Annotated in this window: 18 protein-coding genes; 15 read left to right on the top strand and 3 right to left on the bottom strand. The window is 64.7% G+C overall.

What is annotated here, in order from left to right; all coding sequences use genetic code 11:
* Positions 1-57 precede the first annotated feature (57 nt).
* Entirely contained in the window at positions 58-372 is a 315-nt protein-coding gene (locus AC1RNN_RS03590; protein WP_493085919.1) for a c-type cytochrome, read from the bottom strand.
* A 96-nt stretch (positions 373-468) separates the two neighbouring features.
* Between AC1RNN_RS03590 and AC1RNN_RS03595 the strand changes: the two genes are divergently transcribed.
* The 8 genes from AC1RNN_RS03595 to AC1RNN_RS03630 all read left to right on the top strand — a co-directional run bounded on the left by AC1RNN_RS03595 (position 469) and on the right by AC1RNN_RS03630 (position 8,460).
* A complete protein-coding gene (locus AC1RNN_RS03595; protein ID WP_493085917.1) occupies positions 469-714 on the top strand; it encodes a TIGR04438 family Trp-rich protein in 246 nt (81 codons plus the stop codon).
* A 93-nt stretch (positions 715-807) separates the two neighbouring features.
* Positions 808-1,623, top strand: a complete 816-nt coding sequence (gene lgt, locus AC1RNN_RS03600) for a prolipoprotein diacylglyceryl transferase (protein ID WP_493085916.1) — start codon at positions 808-810, stop codon at positions 1,621-1,623.
* Positions 1,624-1,707: 84 nt separating this feature from the next.
* Entirely contained in the window at positions 1,708-2,376 is a 669-nt protein-coding gene (locus AC1RNN_RS03605) for a GntR family transcriptional regulator (protein WP_493085914.1), read from the top strand.
* Positions 2,373-3,875, top strand: coding sequence for a malonyl-CoA decarboxylase domain-containing protein (locus tag AC1RNN_RS03610; RefSeq protein ID WP_493085913.1), 1,503 nt, complete (start codon positions 2,373-2,375; stop codon positions 3,873-3,875). Before AC1RNN_RS03605 ends, AC1RNN_RS03610 begins: the two co-directional genes overlap by 4 nt.
* Positions 3,876-3,913: 38 nt before the next feature.
* Complete coding sequence (locus AC1RNN_RS03615; protein ID WP_493085911.1) at positions 3,914-4,918, top strand: Bug family tripartite tricarboxylate transporter substrate binding protein; 1,005 nt, start codon at positions 3,914-3,916, stop codon at positions 4,916-4,918.
* 27 nt (positions 4,919-4,945) lie between these two features.
* On the top strand, positions 4,946-5,767 hold the full coding sequence (locus AC1RNN_RS03620; RefSeq protein WP_493085910.1) for an enoyl-CoA hydratase/isomerase family protein: 822 nt from the start codon (positions 4,946-4,948) through the stop codon (positions 5,765-5,767).
* Between the two features lie 21 nt (positions 5,768-5,788).
* Positions 5,789-7,327, top strand: coding sequence for a malonate--CoA ligase (locus AC1RNN_RS03625; protein ID WP_493085909.1), 1,539 nt, complete (start codon positions 5,789-5,791; stop codon positions 7,325-7,327).
* 68 nt (positions 7,328-7,395) lie between these two features.
* Entirely contained in the window at positions 7,396-8,460 is a 1,065-nt protein-coding gene (locus tag AC1RNN_RS03630; protein WP_493085907.1) for a response regulator, read from the top strand.
* Between the two features lie 51 nt (positions 8,461-8,511).
* On the opposite strand, the gene AC1RNN_RS03635 is transcribed toward AC1RNN_RS03630, so the two are convergent.
* Together AC1RNN_RS03635 and AC1RNN_RS03640 are read right to left on the bottom strand one after the other, a co-directional pair.
* A complete protein-coding gene (locus AC1RNN_RS03635) occupies positions 8,512-10,344 on the bottom strand; it encodes a gamma-glutamyltransferase family protein (RefSeq protein WP_493085905.1) in 1,833 nt (610 codons plus the stop codon).
* An 87-nt stretch (positions 10,345-10,431) separates the two neighbouring features.
* On the bottom strand, positions 10,432-10,875 hold the full coding sequence (locus AC1RNN_RS03640; RefSeq protein WP_493085904.1) for a universal stress protein: 444 nt from the start codon (positions 10,873-10,875) through the stop codon (positions 10,432-10,434).
* Between the two features lie 100 nt (positions 10,876-10,975).
* On the opposite strand from AC1RNN_RS03640, the gene AC1RNN_RS03645 reads away from it, so the two are divergent.
* The 7 genes from AC1RNN_RS03645 to ccoG all read left to right on the top strand — a co-directional run bounded on the left by AC1RNN_RS03645 (position 10,976) and on the right by ccoG (position 18,170).
* Complete coding sequence (locus tag AC1RNN_RS03645) at positions 10,976-13,291, top strand: heavy metal translocating P-type ATPase (RefSeq protein WP_493085903.1); 2,316 nt, start codon at positions 10,976-10,978, stop codon at positions 13,289-13,291.
* Positions 13,291-13,431, top strand: a complete 141-nt coding sequence (ccoS, locus tag AC1RNN_RS03650; protein WP_493085901.1) for a cbb3-type cytochrome oxidase assembly protein CcoS — start codon at positions 13,291-13,293, stop codon at positions 13,429-13,431. The genes AC1RNN_RS03645 and ccoS overlap by 1 nt, the downstream gene beginning before the upstream one ends.
* 98 nt (positions 13,432-13,529) lie before the next feature.
* Complete coding sequence (gene ccoN / locus AC1RNN_RS03655) at positions 13,530-14,966, top strand: cytochrome-c oxidase, cbb3-type subunit I (protein WP_493085899.1); 1,437 nt, start codon at positions 13,530-13,532, stop codon at positions 14,964-14,966.
* 13 nt (positions 14,967-14,979) lie between these two features.
* On the top strand, positions 14,980-15,606 hold the full coding sequence (gene ccoO, locus AC1RNN_RS03660) for a cytochrome-c oxidase, cbb3-type subunit II (RefSeq protein ID WP_493085897.1): 627 nt from the start codon (positions 14,980-14,982) through the stop codon (positions 15,604-15,606).
* An 18-nt stretch (positions 15,607-15,624) separates the two neighbouring features.
* On the top strand, positions 15,625-15,762 hold the full coding sequence (locus AC1RNN_RS03665; RefSeq protein ID WP_493085895.1) for a cbb3-type cytochrome oxidase subunit 3: 138 nt from the start codon (positions 15,625-15,627) through the stop codon (positions 15,760-15,762).
* Positions 15,763-15,782: 20 nt separating this feature from the next.
* On the top strand, positions 15,783-16,700 hold the full coding sequence (ccoP, locus tag AC1RNN_RS03670; protein WP_493085893.1) for a cytochrome-c oxidase, cbb3-type subunit III: 918 nt from the start codon (positions 15,783-15,785) through the stop codon (positions 16,698-16,700).
* A gap of 9 nt (positions 16,701-16,709) precedes the next feature.
* Entirely contained in the window at positions 16,710-18,170 is a 1,461-nt protein-coding gene (gene ccoG, locus AC1RNN_RS03675; RefSeq protein WP_493085891.1) for a cytochrome c oxidase accessory protein CcoG, read from the top strand.
* Positions 18,171-18,175: the final 5 nt, after the last annotated feature.

Consider the following 18,175-nt stretch of genomic DNA (forward strand, 5'->3'; position numbering starts at 1 on the left):
AAAGCCCGCATTAGCGGGCTTTGATTGCGGAATGGCCTGGGCAGGCCGGGCGCAGGTCTATTTGAGGCCCAGAACCCAGGTGGCCAGTTTTTTGGCTTCCGCTTCGTTGACCTGGGCGTTGGCTGGCATGGGCACGGCGCCCCAGGAGCCGCTGCCACCCTTGATGATCTTGGTGGCCAGCTTGTCCACCGCCGTTTTGTCACCTTTGTATTTGGCGGCCACGTCCTTGTAGGCGGGGCCAACCAGCTTTTTGTCGACTGCATGGCAGGCCATGCAGTTCTTGGAGGTGGCCAGCGCCAGGTCCGCGAATGCCGGTGCCGCCGACAGCAGGGCGGTGGTGCTCAATGCCAGGGTAATCAGGGTTTTTTTCATCGAGGCCTCGTGGGTTGGTTTACAGTGTTCCAACGCCATTGTAGTGACGCGGGTTGACGAGTTGTTTGCGTTGGCGCAACCCCGAAGGAGTGAGAAATGTATTTTTTGGGTATCGGTTTGGTGTTGCTGGCACTGAAGTATCTGGAGGTGGCTCCTGTGGTCGCCTGGTCCTGGTGGGTCGTTCTGTCGCCTTTTGGCTTGGCTGTGGCTTGGTGGGCCTGGGCGGACAGCAGCGGCTACACCAAGCGCAAGGCCATGGAGAAGGAAAATGCGCGCAAGCAGGCGCGTATTGATAAGAACCGCCAGGCCATTGGTACCCTGGGTAGCAAGAAACGCCGCTGAGGTTTCTCTCCGCCTGTCCCCCGAAAGCGCCGCCCCAGCGGCGCTTTTTCTTTGCTTCTGTCCGGGCATTGGCCTGCGGGCACAATGCAGCCCATGCTGATCCACCCCGAAATCAACCCGATCGCCCTGAAGCTGGGCCCCGTCGCTGTGCACTGGTACGGCCTGACCTATCTGGCGGCCTTTGCGCTATTCATGTTCCTGGGGAGCCGGCGTTTGCGCCAGGCTCCGTTCAACACAGCCTTGGCGGGCCAGGCGCCTTGGCGTTTCAAGGATGTGGAAGACATCCTCTTTCTGGGGGTGCTGGGTGTGGTGCTCGGCGGGCGCCTGGGCTACTGCCTGTTCTACAAGCCGCTGTACTACGCGATGAACCCGCTGGAGGTGTTCTTTGTCTGGCAGGGTGGCATGAGCTTCCATGGCGGCATGCTGGGCGTGATTGCCTCCATGGCCTGGTACGCGCACTCGCGCAAGCGTTCCTTCTGGGAAGTGGCCGACTTTGTTGCGCCCTGCGTGCCTACGGGCCTGGCGGCCGGGCGGGTGGGCAACTTCATCAATGGTGAGCTGTGGGGGCGGGTGGCCGATCCCTCGCTGCCCTGGGCTATGGTGTTCCGTGGCGCGGGCGACGTGCCGCGTCACCCCTCGCAGGTTTACCAGTTCCTTATGGAGGGGCTGCTGCTGTTCGTGCTGCTGTGGTGGTACGCCAGCACACCGCGCAAGCAGGGGCAGGTGGCCTCCGTTTTCTTGTTCGGCTACGGCGTGTTCCGCTTCATCGCCGAATTCTTCCGTGAACCGGACGCACATCTGGGCCTGCTGAGCCTGGGCATGAGCATGGGGCAGTGGCTCTGCGTGCCCATGATTGTGGGCGGCGCCTTGCTCTGGCGCTGGCACGGCGGTCGCGCCACGGCATCCTGATTTAGGGTAAACACCGGCCTGGCAAGGCTTGACCGGTACGCGGTGCAGGTATGTAATTACGTGTAATTACAGAAAATTATGCCCATGCGCCTGGTCCACAACTCCCTGCACGACGAAGTCGCTGACCGCCTGCGCGAGCGCATATTTGCGGGCCAGCTTACGCCGGGCAGCTTTGTGGACGAGGTGGCGTTGTGCGCCGAGCTGGCCATCTCGCGCACGCCGCTGCGCGAGGCGCTCAAGGTGCTGGCGGCCGAGGGGCTGGTGCGGCACGAGCCACGCCGCGGCAGTTTTGTGAACCAGGTGACGGAGCAGGACCTAGACGATATCTTCCCCGTGATTGCGTTGCTGGAAGGCCGTTGCGCGCTGGAGGCCACGCGCAACGCCACCGACGCCGACATTGCCGCGCTGGACACCCTGCACACCCAGTTGCAGCAGCACGCCGCCGCCAAGCGCATCACCGACTACTACGCCGCCAACTACGCCATCCACGAGGCCATCATCACCCTGGCCAACAACCGCTGGCTGGCGCAAAGCATTGCCGACCTGCGCAAGATCCTCAAGCTGGCGCGCCTGCAGCAGTTGCATGCGCCGGGTCGGCTGGAGCAAAGCTTGAGCGAGCACCTGGCCGTGTTCGCCGCCATCAAGGCGCGCGACGCCGACGCGGCGGACGCCGCCATGCGCACCCATTTGCTGCGCCAGCGCGAGGCCCTGCGCGAGCTGGCCCGCAGCCAGAAAAGCAGGTTGCTGGCATGAACCAGGACTCCTGGATCAACCGCAGCGTGGCGCGGCTGCTGCCCAAGGGTTCCAAGCCCAATGAGGGTGTAGCCCCCGTGGAATCTGCGCGAGCAGCTCCTAAAACAGGAGCGACCTCGTCGCCCGCTGCGGCGGCAGCCAAACCCACCGGGCCCCAGCGCAGCACGCGCGACCGTTTGGCCGCCACGCTGCGCCATGCCGGAGAGGCCTTGTCGCCCCGCATGCTGCGCCGTACGTTGCAGGAGTTGCAGGCTGTCATTGACGAGCGCGTGAGCGAGGTGGAGGGCGGTCGCCGTGCGGCCGAGCTGATGGTCTGGTACGCCGGTGCCACCCCGGAGCGCCGGCGGGACATGTGGCTGCTGATGAGCGAGATGTTTGTGGCCGACCCGCGCAAGGCCAAGGCCGCGCAGGCCCAGTTTGCCGCCGCCCTGGGAACACCCGACGAGGCCGCCGCCGAGGTGCTGTACCGCCGCGCCACGGTGTCGCCGCGCCGCCGCCTGCTGCAGCGTTTCAGTGCCGACGCCACGGGCATCCGCTTTCTGGTGAACTTGCGCGCAGAGATGCAGCCAGCGCTCAAGTCCGACAAGCGCCTGCAGGCGCTGGACGTGGAGATGGAGTACATGTTCTCCACCTGGTTCGACGTGGGCTTTCTGGAGCTGCGCCGCATCAGCTGGGACTCACCCGCCTCGCTGGTGGAAAAGCTCATCAAGTACGAGGCGGTGCACGATATCAAGAGCTGGGCCGATGTGAAGAACCGGCTGGATTCGGACCGCCGCTGCTACGGCTTCTTCCACCCGCGCCTGCCCGACGAGCCGCTGATCTTTGTGGAGGTGGCGCTGGTGGATGCGCTGGCTGACAGCATTACGCCGCTGCTCGATGAGTCGGCCGACGCCGCAGACCTGAACGCAGCCACCACGGCCATCTTCTATTCCATCAGCAACACGCAGGACGGCCTGCGCGGCGTGAGCTTTGGCGACTCGCTCATTAAGCGTGTGGTGGAAACGCTCAAGGCCGAGTTTCCCAAGCTCAGGACCTTTGCCACGCTCTCGCCCATTCCGGGTTTCCGATCCTGGCTGGGCAAACACGCTGCCACCATGCTGGAGCAGCTGGATGCCAATGCGCGCGAGGAGCTGGGCCGGGCCGTGGGCTTTGAGCCGGTGACGGCGGCGCATTTTCTGGCGGCTGCCGAGACGGCGCCTACGCTCAAGCCTGGGTCTGCCGTATCGCAGATGCTGTTGCGCTGTGCCGCGCACTACCTGGGGCGCGAGATGGCGCAGGGCAAGCCGTTGGACCCGGTGGCGCGCTTTCATCTGGGCAACGGTGCACGCGTGGAGCGGCTCAACTGGGGCGGCGATCCGTCGCCCAAGGGGCTCAAGCAGTCCTATGGCCTGATGGTGAACTACCTCTACGACCTCAAGCGCCTGGACAAGCACCGCGAGCTGCTGTCCCAGGGCAAGGTGCCGGTGGCGCCCGCCACCAGCGCGCTCTTCTTTTCGTGACGGTATGCGTTTTTGATAGACAACAACAGGAGACAAGCATGACCCGTATAACCCCCGCCGGTACGCACCGGCGCCACTTTCTGCAGACCGGTGCTGCGGCGGCCGCTGCCTGGGCCCTGGCCCCCGGAGCCGTGCTGGCCCAGGGCCGCTGGCCGGCCAAGCCGGTGACGCTGGTCGTGCCGTTCCCGGCCGGTGGTGGCACCGACGCCTTTGCGCGCCCGCTCTCGGCCCAGTTCGCCAAGCTGACCGGCACCCAGCTGGTGATCGACAACCGTGGCGGCGCAGGAGGCACGCTGGGCGCCAGCATTGCGTCCAAGGCCGCGCCCGATGGCTACACCCTGTTCATGGGCGCCGTGCACCACGCCATCGCCCCCAGCATGTACCCCAAGCTGGACTACGACATCCAGAAAGACTTTGTGCCGCTGGCGCTGGTGGCCAATGTGCCGCAGGTGCTGGTGGTCAATCCCAAGAACGTGCAGGGTGACTTCAAGGCCTTCCTGGCCCAGGTCAAGGCCAACCCTGGCAAGATGAACTACGGCTCCGCCGGTGGCGGCACCTCGCACCACCTGGCCGGCGAGCTGTTCAAGCAGCAGACCAAGACCTTCATCACCCACATCCCCTACCGCGGCGCGGGCCCGGCCCTGCAGGATTTGATGGCTGGCAGTGTGGACATGATGTTTGACGGCCTGGGTTCCTCGGCCGGCCACATCAAGGGCGGGCGCATCAAGGCCCTGATGGTCTCGGGCAACAAGCGCAGCCCGGCCTTCCCCGACGTGCCCTGCGCGGCCGAGCTGGGCCTGCCTGACTACACCGTCACCACCTGGTACGGCCTGTGGGCGCCCAAGGGCACGCCAGCCGACGTGCAGGCCCGCATCGTGGAAGAGGTGAACCGCCTGGCTGCGGCCGACGAGATCAAGACCAGTTGGGCCAACAACGGCGCCGAGTTTGGCAAACTCACGCCCCAGCAGTTCGGCACTTTTGTGGCGGGCGAGGTGAAGCGCTGGGCCGAGGTGGTCAAAGCCTCCGGTGCCAAGCTGGACTGATCTTCAACACGGAGCGACACGGCAGGCATGGCGGGACAGATTCAGACAGTGCAGGGCAGCGGTGCCATGCAGGGCGTGACCACTGTCACGCTTTCGCACCCGGGCAAGTTCAACGCCATGTCGCGTGCCATGTGGCGCGAACTCAAAACCGTGTTCACCGCCATCCAGGCCGACCCACAGGTGCGCTGCGTGCTGCTGCGCGGGGAGGGTGGTCACTTCTGCGCCGGGGGTGACATTGCCGAGTACCCCAGCTTCCGCTTCAACGAAGCCGAACTGCGCCAGTTTCACGAGAACGAGGTGTGGGGCGGCCTGCAGGCCCTGCTGGACTGTGATGTGCCCATCGTGGCGCAGATCGAGGGCAATTGCATGGGCGCGGGCGTGGAGATTGCCAGCTGCTGCGACCTGCGCGTGGCGGCTGTCTCGGCCCGCTTTGGCGCACCCATTGCACGCCTGGGATTTCCCATGGCGCCGCGTGAGGCGGCGCTGGTCGCGCAAGCAGCGGGAGACTCCGTGGCGCGCGCCATGCTGCTGGCGGCCGAGGTGTTCGATGCGCAGTCCCTGCTGGCGCGTGGTTTTCTGCTGCAGGTGCTGGACGACGCCGAGGTAGCCTCCCACAGCGAGGCACTTGCCCAAAGTGTGGCCAGCCTTGCACCGCAGGCGGCGCGCATGAACAAGCAGACGTTGCGGGCGCTTTATGCGTCAAATCAACCTCCAGCCCTCGTGGAATATGCGCAAGCAGCTCCTGATTCCATAGCGAATCTGGTGGCGACAGCTTACGCCTATGCCGACAGCGCCGAGCACCGCGAAGGCATTGCTGCCTTTCTGGCCAAGCGCAAGCCGCAGTTTTAATTTTCTATTCGAGACTTCACCATGCCCCCCACCCCCGTGACCGACAACGCCAACCTCTTCGCCGCGCTGCGCGCTGCCTTTCCCAAGGACCTGGATGCTTGTGCGGTGGAAACCGACAGTGGCCTGCAGTACAGCTGGCGCGACCTGGATGAAGCCACCGCCATGGTGGCCAACCTGCTGGAGTTTCTGGAGTTGCCCAAGGGTGCGCGCATCGCGGTGCAGGTGGAAAAGTCGGTAGAGGCGCTGGTGCTCTACCTGGCCACGCTGCGCGCCGGCCTGGTCTACCTGCCGCTCAATACCGCCTACCAGAGTGCTGAGATGGAGTATTTCATCGGCGACGCCAAGCCTTCCGTCGTGGTCTGCAGCGGGCGCAACTTTGGCTGGATCAGCAAGATGGCCTTTATGGCCGATACCGCGCATGTGTTCACGCTGAACGAGGACCGCACCGGTACGCTGCTGGACCGCGCTTCGCAGTTCCCCAAGACGCACACCATTGCGCAACGCAAAGCCGACGACCTGGCCGCCATCATCTACACCAGCGGCACCACGGGCCGCAGCAAGGGAGCCATGCTGAGCCACGGCAACCTGCTGAGCAATGCGCGCGTGCTGCAGAACTACTGGGACTGGAAGCCGGGCGACGTGCTGATCCACGCGCTGCCCATTTTCCACGTGCATGGCCTGTTCGTCGCCATCCACGGCGCGCTCATCAACGGCAGCAAGATGGTCTGGTGCGCCAAATTCGACCCCAAGGTGGTGCTGCAGCACTTCCCGCGCGCCACCGTGTTCATGGGCGTGCCCACGCTCTACGTGCGCCTGCTGGCCGAGGCCGGACTCACAGCGCAGGTGACGAAGAACATGCGCCTCTTCGTATCCGGCTCCGCGCCCATGCTGGTGGACACGCACCACCAGTGGCAGGCCCGCACCGGCCACACGATTCTGGAGCGCTACGGCATGTCCGAAACCGTGATGCTCACCTCCAACCCCGGCCGCGCGGCGGACGGAGAACGCAAGGTGGGTACCGTGGGCCGGCCGCTGCCCGGCGTGCAGCTGCGCGTGCGTGACGAAGCGGGCAAAGACTTGCCGCAGGGTGAGACCGGGGGCATCGAGGTGCGCGGGCCCAACGTGTTCCAGGGCTACTGGCAGATGCCGGAGAAGACGGCGCAGGAGTTCACGGCGGACGGCTTCTTCAAGACCGGCGATGTGGGCCGCGTGGACGCCCAGGGCTATGTGACCATCGTGGGCCGCAGCAAGGACCTCATCATCAGCGGCGGCTACAACGTCTACCCGGCCGAGATCGAGGGCTACATCAACAATCTGCCCGGCGTGGCCGAGAGCGCGGTGGTGGGCGTGCCGGATGCCGACTTTGGCGAGGTCGGCGTGGCCGTCATCGTGCCCTTGGCCGGTGCCACGGTGGACCCGGCACAGGTGATTGCCACGCTCAAATCCACGCTGGCCAACTTCAAGGTGCCCAAGCGCTGTGTGGTGGTGCCCGAGTTGCCGCGCAACGCCATGGGCAAGGTGCAGAAAAACCTGTTGCGCGAGCAATACCGCACAGTCTGAGCGTTTTGCCGGAGTGCCACGCTGCGGGCGCTCCGCTACAGTAGGCCGGAAACTGTCATATTCCCGTCATGCAGCACGTACTCATCGTTGACGACAACCCGGCCATTCTGGTGCTCCTGAGCGAGCTGGTGGAAAAACTGGGGGGGTGTCGGGCTGCTCCCTTTTCCAGTACCAACGAGGCCTTGGCCTGGGCCGCCAGAACCCGCAGCGACCTGGTCGTCGTGGACTACCAGATGCAGGGCATGGATGGACTGGAGTTCATCCGCCGCTTTCGCGAGATTCAGGGCTGCGACATTGCGCCGGTGATGATGGTCACCGCCCACGACCAGAAGCCGGTGCGCTACCGCGCGCTGGATGCGGGCGCCAACGACTTCATGGCCAAACCGGTGGACAAGGTTGAGTTTCTGGCGCGGGCGCGCAACCTGCTCAGCCTTAGCGAGGCGCGGAACCAGCTGGCCGACCGCGCCGCCTGGCTGGCCGGGGAAGTGCAAAAGGCCACAGCTGAAATCCTGGCGCGCGAGCGGGACACGGTGATGCGCCTGTCCCGTGCAGCTGAATTCCGCGACCCCGAAACCGGTGCCCACATCTCGCGCATGGCGCACTACTCGCGCCTGATTGCCAAGGGCCTGGGCTTGCCCGAGGCTGAGCAGGGCCTGCTGCTGGAAGCCGCGCCCATGCACGACATCGGCAAGGTGGGCATTGCCGACCACATCCTGCTCAAGCCGGGGCGCCTGAACGAGGCCGAGTTCCAGATCATGAAGCAGCACGCCCAATACGGCTACGAGCTGCTCAAGGACAGTGCTTCCCGCGTGCTGCAGGCGGGCGCTGAGATTGCGCTGGGCCACCACGAGAAGTTCGATGGCAGCGGCTATCCGCAGGGGCTCAAGGGCGAAGCCATTCCGCTGTTCAGCCGCATCGTCGCGGTGGCGGATGTGTTCGATGCGTTGACCTCCGAGCGCCCCTACAAAAAAGCGTGGACGCTGGAGGCTGCGGTGGACTTTCTCAACGATGGCGCGGGCAAGCATTTCGACCCGCGCTGCGTGCAATGCTTTCTGGAGTCGTGGGAGGATGTGATGGCCATCCGCGAGCTGCACGTGGACGACGGCGAATCGAAATTGCTATCGATTATGTAGCTGCCCGCGCACTATCGACGGGGACTGATGCCCTCAATGGCACCCAAACCCTCAGTCCCCCATCACCACGCCTTCGCGCCGCGGGTCGGCACCACCGGTCAGCACTTTCTTGCCATTGGCCTTGCCCACGGTGATGGCTTGCAGGCCGCTGGTCAGGTTCATCTCGCGTACCTCGGCACCGCGTGTGCGCAGGGCCTCTACGGTGGCGACGGGGAAGCGCTTTTCCTCCAGCAGCGAGGGGCCGTTGAGCGAGGCGAAGTTGGGCAGGTTGATCGCCTGCTGCGGCGTCAGCCCCCAGTTGAGGACGCCGTACAGCGTCTTGGCTGTGTAGTGGATGATGACTGCGCCACCGGGGCTGCCACCGCTCATCAGCAGCTCACCCGTGGCCTTGTCAAATACCAGCGTGGGTGACATGGACGAGCGGGGCCGCTTGCCTGGCTGCACCCGGTTGGCAATCGGCAGGCCCTGCGCGTCTGCGGGGGCGAAGCTGAAGTCGGTCAGCTCGTTGTTCAGCAGAAAGCCTTTGACCATCTGGCGTGCGCCAAACTGGTCTTCGATGGTGGTGGTCAGGGCCACGGCGTTGCCCGCCGCATCGACGATGCTGATATGGCTGGTGCCGTACTCGGGCTGGTCGGGCATGGGGGCGTAACTGGTGCGGATGGCGCCCGGGGTGCCTGGCTGGGCGACCTTCATGCTCTGGGGGCCAATCAGCCTGGAGCGGTCCGCCAGGTAGTCGGGCGCGAGCAGGTTGCTCCAGCTGCCGCCGGGGGGCTGCACAAAATCGGGATCGGCCACATACTGGCCGCGGTCGGCAAAGGCCAGGCGCGAGGCTTCGGTATAGAGATGCAGCCAGTCGGCAGAGGGCAGGCCGTCCTGCAGGGGCTTGGTGGCGGCGTCGGTATGGTTCAGGATGCCCAGGATCTGCCCAATGGCAATCGCGCCAGAGCTGGGCGGTGGAAAGCCGCACATGCGGTAGGCGCGGCTGACGGCCTCATAGTCGTAGCACAGGGCCTCACGCTTCTTGGGCTGGTAGTTGGCCATGTCGGCCATGCTGAGCTTGCCGGGGTTGGTGGGGTGCTTTTGCACCTTGTCCACGATGGCCTGGGCAATCTCGCCTTCGTGCAAGGCTTTGCTGCCCTCCGTGGCAATGCGGCGCAGCACGGCGGCCAGCTCCAGGTTGCGGAGGTTGAAGCCCACGTCGCGCGCATCGCCATCCGGCTTGTAGAAGTAGGCGGCGGCCACCGGGTCTTTCTTCAGGTGCGCGTCGGCCTTGACCAGGGTGTTGAGCCGCGCGCTGACCTTGAAGCCACCTTCGGCCAGCTGGATGGCGGGCTGGAACAGCGTGGCCCAGGGCAGCTTGCCGTGTTGCTTGTGCGCCATCTCCAGCATGCGCACGGTGCCGGGAACGCCAACCGAGCGGCCGCCCACCACCCCGTCGTAGAAGGGCAAGGGTTTGCCGTCAGTGCCCAGGAATAGGTTTTCATCGGCAGCAGCGGGCGCAGTTTCGCGGCCGTCAAAGGCCTCTACCGTTTTGCCAGTGCTGTAGAGCAGGAAGGCGCCCCCGCCGATGCCGCTGGACTGCGGCTCCACCAGGGCCAGCACCATCTGCACGGCAATGGCCGCGTCGATGGCGGAGCCACCGGCCTTGAGGATCTGGTAGCCCGCGTCGGTCGCCAGCGGGTTGGCGGCCGCTACCGCAAACTTCTCAGTAGTCCAGCCGGGTTTTTCGGTGTAGCCAGAAGACCCCTCGGGCTGGGCGGGGACGGTGTAGGTGAAGTCTTTGGGCGTACCCGCGCAGCCGGCCAGTGCCATCAGGGCGGCGAATGCGGCGCCGGCTACCAAGCTGCGGTTGACACGGTGCGTGGGCGTGTGGGTGGGTGTCATGTCTTCCTCCTCGCTGTGGTTCAGAAGATGACATGGTAGGACGCAAGCGCACCCTGGTGCCTCGGCGTTACCTCGGGTTACACCCGCTTACTTCAATACCAGAACGGGCGTGCTGCCGTGGGTCAGCACGTGCTGCGTTTCGCTGCCCAGCAGCAGGCGCTTGATGCCTTTGCGGCCATGCGAGGCCATGACGATGAGGTCGCATTGCTGCTTCTTCGCGGTGGCCTGGATGGCGTCGGCTACCAGATCGGAGCGCACCACCACGGCCTTGGCTTTTACGCCCTTGGCCTGCGCCGATTTCTTGACGGCGTCGACCACCAGTTGTGCGGCATCGCTCCAGGCTTTCTCCACCTGCTTGATGTCTTCGGGCACCAGGGCAACCCCGCCGTCAAAGTAGGACTGCGGGTAACGCGGCACCACTTGCAGGGCGACCAGCTCTGCATGGCAGATGTGGGCCAGGCTGATGGCGGTGTTGATGGCTTTTTTGGACAGCGCGCTGCCATCGGTGGGGACAAGAATGCGTTGGTACATAGGGACTCCTTGGTATGAGCCTTCAGCCTACGCCTCCGGCAGGCGTTTGGCTTGATCTACGTCAAGATGTGTAACGGCTTGCCTCGGCAAACTTGCCGCCATGACCGCCGCCAGCTTTGCGTCCCCCTCAGCGCCTGCGCCGCATCCGGTTGCGGCTTTGGCCTTGCTGGACGACCCGCAAGAGTGGAGTGCCTTCAGCCGCGCGAGTGTGCAACTGCCCACGCAGTGGGAGTCCAGTGTGCTCATCGAAGGCATGCACTGCGCGGCCTGCGCGCTGACGGTGGAAGACGCGCTGCGCCGCGTGCCGGGTGTGCTCAGTGCCCGCGTGAGCGCGGCCAGCCAGCGCGCACGGGTAGTCTGGTCGTCCGATGCGGTGATGCCCTCGCGCTGGATGCAGGCCGTGCAGCAGGCGGGCTACCGCGCGGTGCCCGCCAATGACCTGTTCGCCAGCGAGCGCCGCCGCCTGGAAGCTCGCCAGGCCCTGTGGCGCTGGGCGGTGGCCGGCCTGTGCATGATGCAGGTGATGATGTATGCGTGGCCCGCCTATGTGGCCACGCCCGGGGACCTGAGCGCCGAAATGGAGCAGCTGTTGCGCTGGGCCTCCTGGGTACTGAGCCTGCCGGTGCTGCTGTTTTCATGCGGGCCGTTCTTTCGCAATGCCCTGCGCGACCTGGTGCAGCGCCGCGTCAGCATGGACCTGCCCGTGGCCCTGGGCATGCTGATTACCTTTGCCGTGAGCACGGCGGGCACCTTTGACCCGCAAGGCCTGTTTGGCCGCGAGGTGTTCTTCGACTCCTTCACCATGTTTGTGTTCTTCCTGCTCTCGGGCCGCTGGCTGGAGCTGCGCCTGCGCGACCGCACGGCCGGCGCACTGGAGGCGCTGATGAACCGCCTGCCTGACAGCGTGGAACGCCGTACACCCACTGGCGACTATGAGCGCGTGGCTGTGCGCCGCCTGGTGGTGGGCGACTTGCTGCGCGTGCAGCCCGGCGAGGCTTTTGCGGCCGATGGCGTGGTGGAGCAGGGCAGCACCTTGGTGGACGAAGCGCTGCTTACGGGCGAATCGCGCCCGCTGCCCCGTGCCACAGGCGCTGCTGTGGTGGCGGGCAGCCACAACCTGCTGGCCACCGTGCTGGTACGTGTCAGCCAGGTGGGGCAGGCCACGCGCTTCGCGCAGATCGTGGCGCTCATGGAAAGCGCCGCGACCAGCAAACCACATGCGGCAATGCTGGCCGACCGACTGGCCAAGCCCTTCTTGCTGGCTGTGCTGGCCGCCGCAGCGCTGGCGTGCGCCTGGTGGTGGCCGCAAGACCCTGGCCACGCGCTCATGGTGGCGGTGGCCGTGCTGGTGGTGACCTGCCCCTGCGCACTGTCGCTGGCCACGCCCGCCGCCATGTTGGCGGCCGCTGGCAGCCTGGCACGGGCCGGTGTACTGGTGCGCAAGCTGCCCAGCCTGGAGGTGCTGGCTTGCGTGGACACGGTGGTGTTTGACAAGACCGGAACACTCACGCGCGATGCCATGGTGCTGCGCTCGGTGCAGGTGCGCGCAGGTCTTGGTGAGCAGGATGCACTGGCCATGGCAGCAGCCCTGGCGCAACACTCGCTGCACCCGGCTTCGCGGGCGCTGGCACAGGCGGCGGTGCAGGGTGGTGCGTCAGGCTGGCGCTGTGCTGCCGTGCAGGAATCAGCGGGGCAAGGGGTGGAGGGTGGCTTGCAGCTGGGCACTTCGGCGGCGCAGACCATGCGCCTGGGCTCTGCTGCGTTCTGTGGCTTCACTCCCCCTGCGCCCGCGGCTTCGGGCCTGTGTGTGTATCTGACCGACGCCCAGGGCTGGCTGGCCAGCTTTGTGCTGCAGGAGGATGTGCGTGCCGAAGCGCGGGCTGCTGTTGCGGCGCTGCAGGCGCTTGGCGTGCAAGTGCATATGCTTTCTGGCGACCAGCCCGCTGCGGTGCTGCAGGTGGCAGAGCGCGCTGGCATTGCGGACGCCCTGGGGGGGTGTGCGCCCGCCGACAAGCTGGCCTATCTGCAGCGGTTGCAGGCCCAAGGCCGAACTGTAGCCATGGTAGGCGACGGGCTCAACGATGGCCCGGTGCTGGCCGGCGCCCATGTTTCCTTTGCCTTTGGCCAGGCGGTACCGCTGGCGCAAGCCCAATCCGACCTCGTGGTGCTGGCTGGCAGTCTTGATGCCGTGCCCACCGCCCTGGCGCTGGCGCGCAGGACGGCCGCCGTGGTGCGGCAAAACCTTTGGTGGGCACTGGCCTACAACGCGGCCTGTGTGCCGCTGGCCATCGCGGGGTACCTGCCGGCGTGGCTTGCTGGCTTGGGTATGGCTGGCAGCTCTTTGCTGGTGGTACTCAACGCCCTGCGCTTGGCGCGCGCGCCACATGCACCTTCCTTCACCCTTGCGGAGGCCTGATGGACATCCTTTATTTACTGATCCCGCTGTCGGTGGTGCTGGTGTTTTTCATCCTCGGGGGCCTCTGGTGGGCCATAGACCGCGGGCAGTTCGAGGACATCGAGTCCGAGGGGCAGCGCATTTTGCGGGATGACCCCTGAAGAAAGTTCCGGGTTTTTCTGTAGGGGTTGACCCATGTCAACCTGCAAAAGGTGAGGGCGCAAGACACTCAATTGCAGTAATCCAAGAAGAGGTAACTATGGCATTTCCAAATCAACAGGCGACGGTCTACAACGACACCGTTGTGCGCCAGTTCGCCATCATGACCGTGGTCTGGGGCGTGGTGGGCATGCTGGTGGGCGTGATCATTGCGGCCCAGCTCGCCTGGCCCGAACTGAATTTCGGCATTCCGTGGCTCAGTTATGGCCGCTTGCGACCCCTGCATACCAATGCGGTGATCTTCGCCTTCGGCGGTTGTGGTTTGTTTGCCGCAGCCTATTACGTGGTGCAGCGCACCTGCCAGGTGCGCCTGTTTGGCGACAAGCTGGCGGCGTTCACGTTCTGGGGCTGGCAACTTGTCATCCTGGCCGCTGCCATCTCGCTGCCGCTGGGCTACACATCGGGCAAGGAATACGCCGAGCTGGAGTGGCCCATCGACATTCTGATCACCTTGGTCTGGGTGTCGTTTGCGGTGGTGTTCTTCGGCACTGTGGGGACCCGCAAGGTACGCCACATCTACGTGGCCAACTGGTTCTTCGGCGCCTTCATCATCGCTGTGGCCATCCTTCACCTGGTCAACAGCGCCGCCATTCCGGCCGGCTGGATGAAGAGCTACTCGGCTTACGCCGGCGTGCAGGACGCCATGGTGCAGTGGTGGTACGGCCACAACGCGGTGGGCTTCTTCCTGACTGCGGGCTTCCTGGGCATGATGTACTACTTCATCCCCAAGCAGGCCGAGCGCCCCGTCTACAGCTACCGCCTCTCCATCGTCCACTTCTGGGCGCTGATCTTCACCTACATGTGGGCTGGCCCCCACCACCTGCACTACACCGCACTGCCGGACTGGACGCAATCGGTCGGCATGGTGTTCTCGCTGATCCTGCTGGCGCCCAGCTGGGGCGGCATGATCAACGGCATCATGACGCTCAGCGGTGCCTGGCACAAGCTGCGTGACGACCCCATCCTGCGCTTCCTGATCGTGTCCCTGTCCTTCTACGGCATGAGCACGTTCGAGGGCCCGATGATGTCCATCAAGACCGTCAACGCCCTGAGCCACTACACCGACTGGACCGTGGGCCACGTGCACTCCGGCGCCCTGGGCTGGGTCGGTCTGGTGACCATGGGCTCCATGTACTACCTGATTCCCCGCCTGTTTGGCCGCAAACAGATGTACAGCGTCAAGGCCATCGAACTGCACTTCTGGACGGCCACCATTGGCATCGTGATCTACATCGCAGCCATGTGGATTGCCGGCGTGATGCAAGGCCTGATGTGGCGCGCCATCAACCCCGACGGCACGCTGACCTACACCTTCGTCGAATCGGTGAAGGCCACCTATCCCTTCTATGTGCTGCGCCTGCTGGGCGGCCTGCTGTACCTCGGCGGCATGCTCATCATGTTGTGGAACACGATCAAGACCGCCACGGCGGGCCGCGCCAGCCGCGTGACCATTCCTGCCGCTGCAGCCCACGCCTGAGGAGAACCAGAACATGGCACAAGAGAACCAAGGCTCCGGCCTCTCACACGAGAAGATCGAGACAAACAACTTCCTCATGATCGTGCTCATCCTGCTGGTGCTGCTGGTAGGGGGCATGGTGGAGATCGTTCCGCTCTTCTTCCAGAAGTCCACCACCGAGCCCATCACCGGTGTGCAGCCCTACACCGCATTGCAACTGGCCGGGCGCGATGTCTACATCCGCGAGGGTTGCTACAACTGCCACTCGCAGATGATCCGTCCCTTCCGCGCCGAGACACTGCGCTACGGCCACTACTCGGTGGCGGGCGAGTCGGTCTATGACCACCCCTTCCAGTGGGGCAGCAAGCGCACCGGGCCCGACCTGGCCCGCGTGGGTGGCCGATACAGCGATGAGTGGCACCGCATCCACCTGGGCAACCCGCGCGATGTGGTGCCCGAGTCCAATATGCCGGCCTACCCCTGGCTGGAGAAGACCCCGGTGGACGCCGAGAGCATGCCCACTCACATGCGGGCCCTGCGCAAGGTAGGCGTTCCTTATACCGACGAACAAATCGCCAAGGCTGCGGAAGAGCTCAAGGGCAAGACCGAGCTGGAAGCCACCATCGCCTACCTGCAATCCCTGGGCCTGGCCCTCAAGTAAGCCCCACAGGAGCACACCATGGATATCAACACCCTGCGTTCCCTGACCACTGTCGTTAGCTTCGTCGTGTTCATCGGCATCGTCTGGTGGTCCTGGTCCAAGCGGCGCACTGCCGACTTTGACGAGGCCGCCCAGCTCCCCTTCGAGCAGGACTGAAGCCCAACAAAGGAAGAGACATGAGCGACTTTACAAACAACTTCTGGTCGGTCTTTGTGACCGCCATCACCGTGGGCGGCATCGTGGCCTGTCTGTTGCTGCTCTGGTTCAGTGGCAAGGCCAAGGCCATGACGGCCCATGACAACACGACCGGCCACGTCTGGGACGGTGACCTGCGCGAGATGAACAACCCGCTGCCGCGCTGGTGGGTGTGGCTGTTCGTCATCACCATCGTGTTTGCCGGCATTTACCTTGCGCTGTACCCGGGCCTGGGCACTGCAGCTGGCAAGCTGGGCTGGACGCAGCAGGGCCAGTACCAGGCCGAAATGGCCAAGGGCCAGCAGGAAGTGGCACCGCTGTATGCCCGGTTCGAAGCCATGCCGCCCGAGGAAATTGCCAAGGACCCGCAGGCCCATGCCATTGGTGAACGCCTGTTCATGAACAACTGCGCCCAATGCCACGGCTCGGATGCACGCGGCTCCAAGGGCTTTCCCAACCTGACCGATGCAGACTGGCTGCATGGCGGCGCCCCGGACAAGATTGTGGAAACCCTGACCAAGGGCCGCATAGGTCAAATGCCCCCCATGGCAGCGGCTGTGGGCAGCGCGGACGATGTGAAAAACGTGGCCAACTATGTGCTCAGCCTCTCGGGCAGCCCGCATGACTCGGTGCGCGCCGCATTGGGCAAGCCCAAGTTTGCAGCCTGTGCCGCCTGCCACGGTGGCGACGGCAAGGGCAACACGGCTCTGGGTGCCCCCAACCTGACCGATGACATCTGGCTGCACGGCTACGGCGAGAACGCCATCGTGGCCATGATCAACAACGGCAAGACCAACCAGATGCCCGCGCAGGCCGACAAGCTCAGTCCGGCCCAGATCAAGGTGCTGGCCTCGTATGTTTGGGGCTTCTCCAACGGCGCAGTGGCAGCCAAGCAATAAGGTCTCTGCATGTCGGAGTCGTCACGGCCCATCATTCCCATCGCTGTGTCGAGCGACCGCGGCCCCATAGAGGCCCCGCCCGGTGCAGACGCGGAGATGGTGGCGCTGTACGAAGCCCACAAGAAGATATACCCGCGCAGCGTCTCCGGGGTTTTCTCCCGCTGGCGCTGGGCGCTCGTATTTCTGACCCAGTTGGTCTTCTATGGCCTGCCCTGGTTGCCCTGGGGTGATCGGCAGGCTGTGTTGTTTGACTTGGTCGCCAAGCGCTTCTACATCTTCAAGTTGGTGCTTTACCCGCAGGACTTTGTGTATCTCACAGGCCTGCTGGTGATTTCTGCGCTGTCGTTATTCCTGTTTACCGCGGTGGCGGGCCGCCTCTGGTGCGGATATGCCTGCCCGCAGACGGTCTATACCGAAATCTTTCTGTGGCTGGAGAAGTTTGCCGAAGGCGATCGATCCGCCCGCATGCGCCGCGATGCCGGGCGCTGGACGCTGGACAAGCTGTGGCGCAAGTCGGCCAAGCACGGGTTGTGGCTGACAGTTTCCCTGTGGACGGGCTTTACTTTTGTGGGCTACTTCACGCCCATCCGTACCTTGGCTGCCGAAGTGTTGGCGCTGGGCCTGGGGTCGTGGGAAATCTTCTGGGTGCTGTTCTACGGCTTTGCCACCTATGGCAATGCGGGCTACCTGCGTGAGCAGGTCTGCAAGTACATGTGCCCGTATGCGCGCTTCCAGAGCGCCATGTTTGACAAGGACACGCTGGTTGTCACCTACGACGCCGAGCGTGGTGAGCCGCGCGGCGCGCGCTCGCGCAAGGCTGACCTCAGCTCCCTGAATCTGGGCTCGTGTGTGGACTGCAGCCTATGCGTGCAAGTCTGCCCCACGGGCATTGATATCCGTAACGGCCTGCAGTACGAGTGCATAGGCTGCGGCGCCTGCGCGGATGTCTGCGACACGGTCATGGACAAGATGGGCTACGCCCCTGGCCTGGTGCGTTACTCCACCGAACACGCCGTGAGCGAACACTGGAGCCGGCGCGAGATCCTGCGCCATGTGGTGCGCCCGCGGGTGCTGGTCTATGGCGGCATCCTGCTGGCCGTAGTGGTGACCATGCTGGTGAGCTTGGGCCTGCGCACGCCCTTCAAGGTCGATGTGGTGCGTGACCGGGGCACGCTGGCGCGCATCGTGCAGGGCGGGCGCATTGAGAACGTATACCGCCTGCAGATCATGAACGCCACTGAACAGGATCTGGATTTCCGCATCACGGCCACTGGTCTGGAGGGCATCAGTACCTTGCTGGACACGCCCACTGTGGCGGTTGGTGCCACGGAGTCACGCTGGGTGGCGGTGCGGGTGCAGATTCCGTATGAGGGGGCCGTAGCCGGTTCCCATTCCATCCAGTTCCAATTGGACAGCACCGGCGTTGCCGACCAGGTTCACGAGAAGTCGGTATTTATCGTTCCCCGCTAGGTTTC

The organism is Rhodoferax sp. GW822-FHT02D07 (genome assembly GCF_058802405.1).

What these genes read in the sequence shown, in the direction of transcription:
- AC1RNN_RS03590 (WP_493085919.1), bottom strand. Translation starts at nt 372, where the DNA reads ATGAAAAAAACCCTGATTACCCTGGCATTGAGCACCACCGCCCTGCTG.
- AC1RNN_RS03595 (WP_493085917.1), top strand. Translation starts at nt 469, where the DNA reads ATGTATTTTTTGGGTATCGGTTTGGTGTTGCTGGCACTGAAGTATCTG.
- lgt (WP_493085916.1), top strand. Translation starts at nt 808, where the DNA reads ATGCTGATCCACCCCGAAATCAACCCGATCGCCCTGAAGCTGGGCCCC.
- AC1RNN_RS03605 (WP_493085914.1), top strand. Translation starts at nt 1,708, where the DNA reads ATGCGCCTGGTCCACAACTCCCTGCACGACGAAGTCGCTGACCGCCTG.
- AC1RNN_RS03610 (WP_493085913.1), top strand. Translation starts at nt 2,373, where the DNA reads ATGAACCAGGACTCCTGGATCAACCGCAGCGTGGCGCGGCTGCTGCCC.
- AC1RNN_RS03615 (WP_493085911.1), top strand. Translation starts at nt 3,914, where the DNA reads ATGACCCGTATAACCCCCGCCGGTACGCACCGGCGCCACTTTCTGCAG.
- AC1RNN_RS03620 (WP_493085910.1), top strand. Translation starts at nt 4,946, where the DNA reads ATGGCGGGACAGATTCAGACAGTGCAGGGCAGCGGTGCCATGCAGGGC.
- AC1RNN_RS03625 (WP_493085909.1), top strand. Translation starts at nt 5,789, where the DNA reads ATGCCCCCCACCCCCGTGACCGACAACGCCAACCTCTTCGCCGCGCTG.
- AC1RNN_RS03630 (WP_493085907.1), top strand. Translation starts at nt 7,396, where the DNA reads ATGCAGCACGTACTCATCGTTGACGACAACCCGGCCATTCTGGTGCTC.
- AC1RNN_RS03635 (WP_493085905.1), bottom strand. Translation starts at nt 10,344, where the DNA reads ATGACACCCACCCACACGCCCACGCACCGTGTCAACCGCAGCTTGGTA.
- AC1RNN_RS03640 (WP_493085904.1), bottom strand. Translation starts at nt 10,875, where the DNA reads ATGTACCAACGCATTCTTGTCCCCACCGATGGCAGCGCGCTGTCCAAA.
- AC1RNN_RS03645 (WP_493085903.1), top strand. Translation starts at nt 10,976, where the DNA reads ATGACCGCCGCCAGCTTTGCGTCCCCCTCAGCGCCTGCGCCGCATCCG.
- ccoS (WP_493085901.1), top strand. Translation starts at nt 13,291, where the DNA reads ATGGACATCCTTTATTTACTGATCCCGCTGTCGGTGGTGCTGGTGTTT.
- ccoN (WP_493085899.1), top strand. Translation starts at nt 13,530, where the DNA reads ATGGCATTTCCAAATCAACAGGCGACGGTCTACAACGACACCGTTGTG.
- ccoO (WP_493085897.1), top strand. Translation starts at nt 14,980, where the DNA reads ATGGCACAAGAGAACCAAGGCTCCGGCCTCTCACACGAGAAGATCGAG.
- AC1RNN_RS03665 (WP_493085895.1), top strand. Translation starts at nt 15,625, where the DNA reads ATGGATATCAACACCCTGCGTTCCCTGACCACTGTCGTTAGCTTCGTC.
- ccoP (WP_493085893.1), top strand. Translation starts at nt 15,783, where the DNA reads ATGAGCGACTTTACAAACAACTTCTGGTCGGTCTTTGTGACCGCCATC.
- ccoG (WP_493085891.1), top strand. Translation starts at nt 16,710, where the DNA reads ATGTCGGAGTCGTCACGGCCCATCATTCCCATCGCTGTGTCGAGCGAC.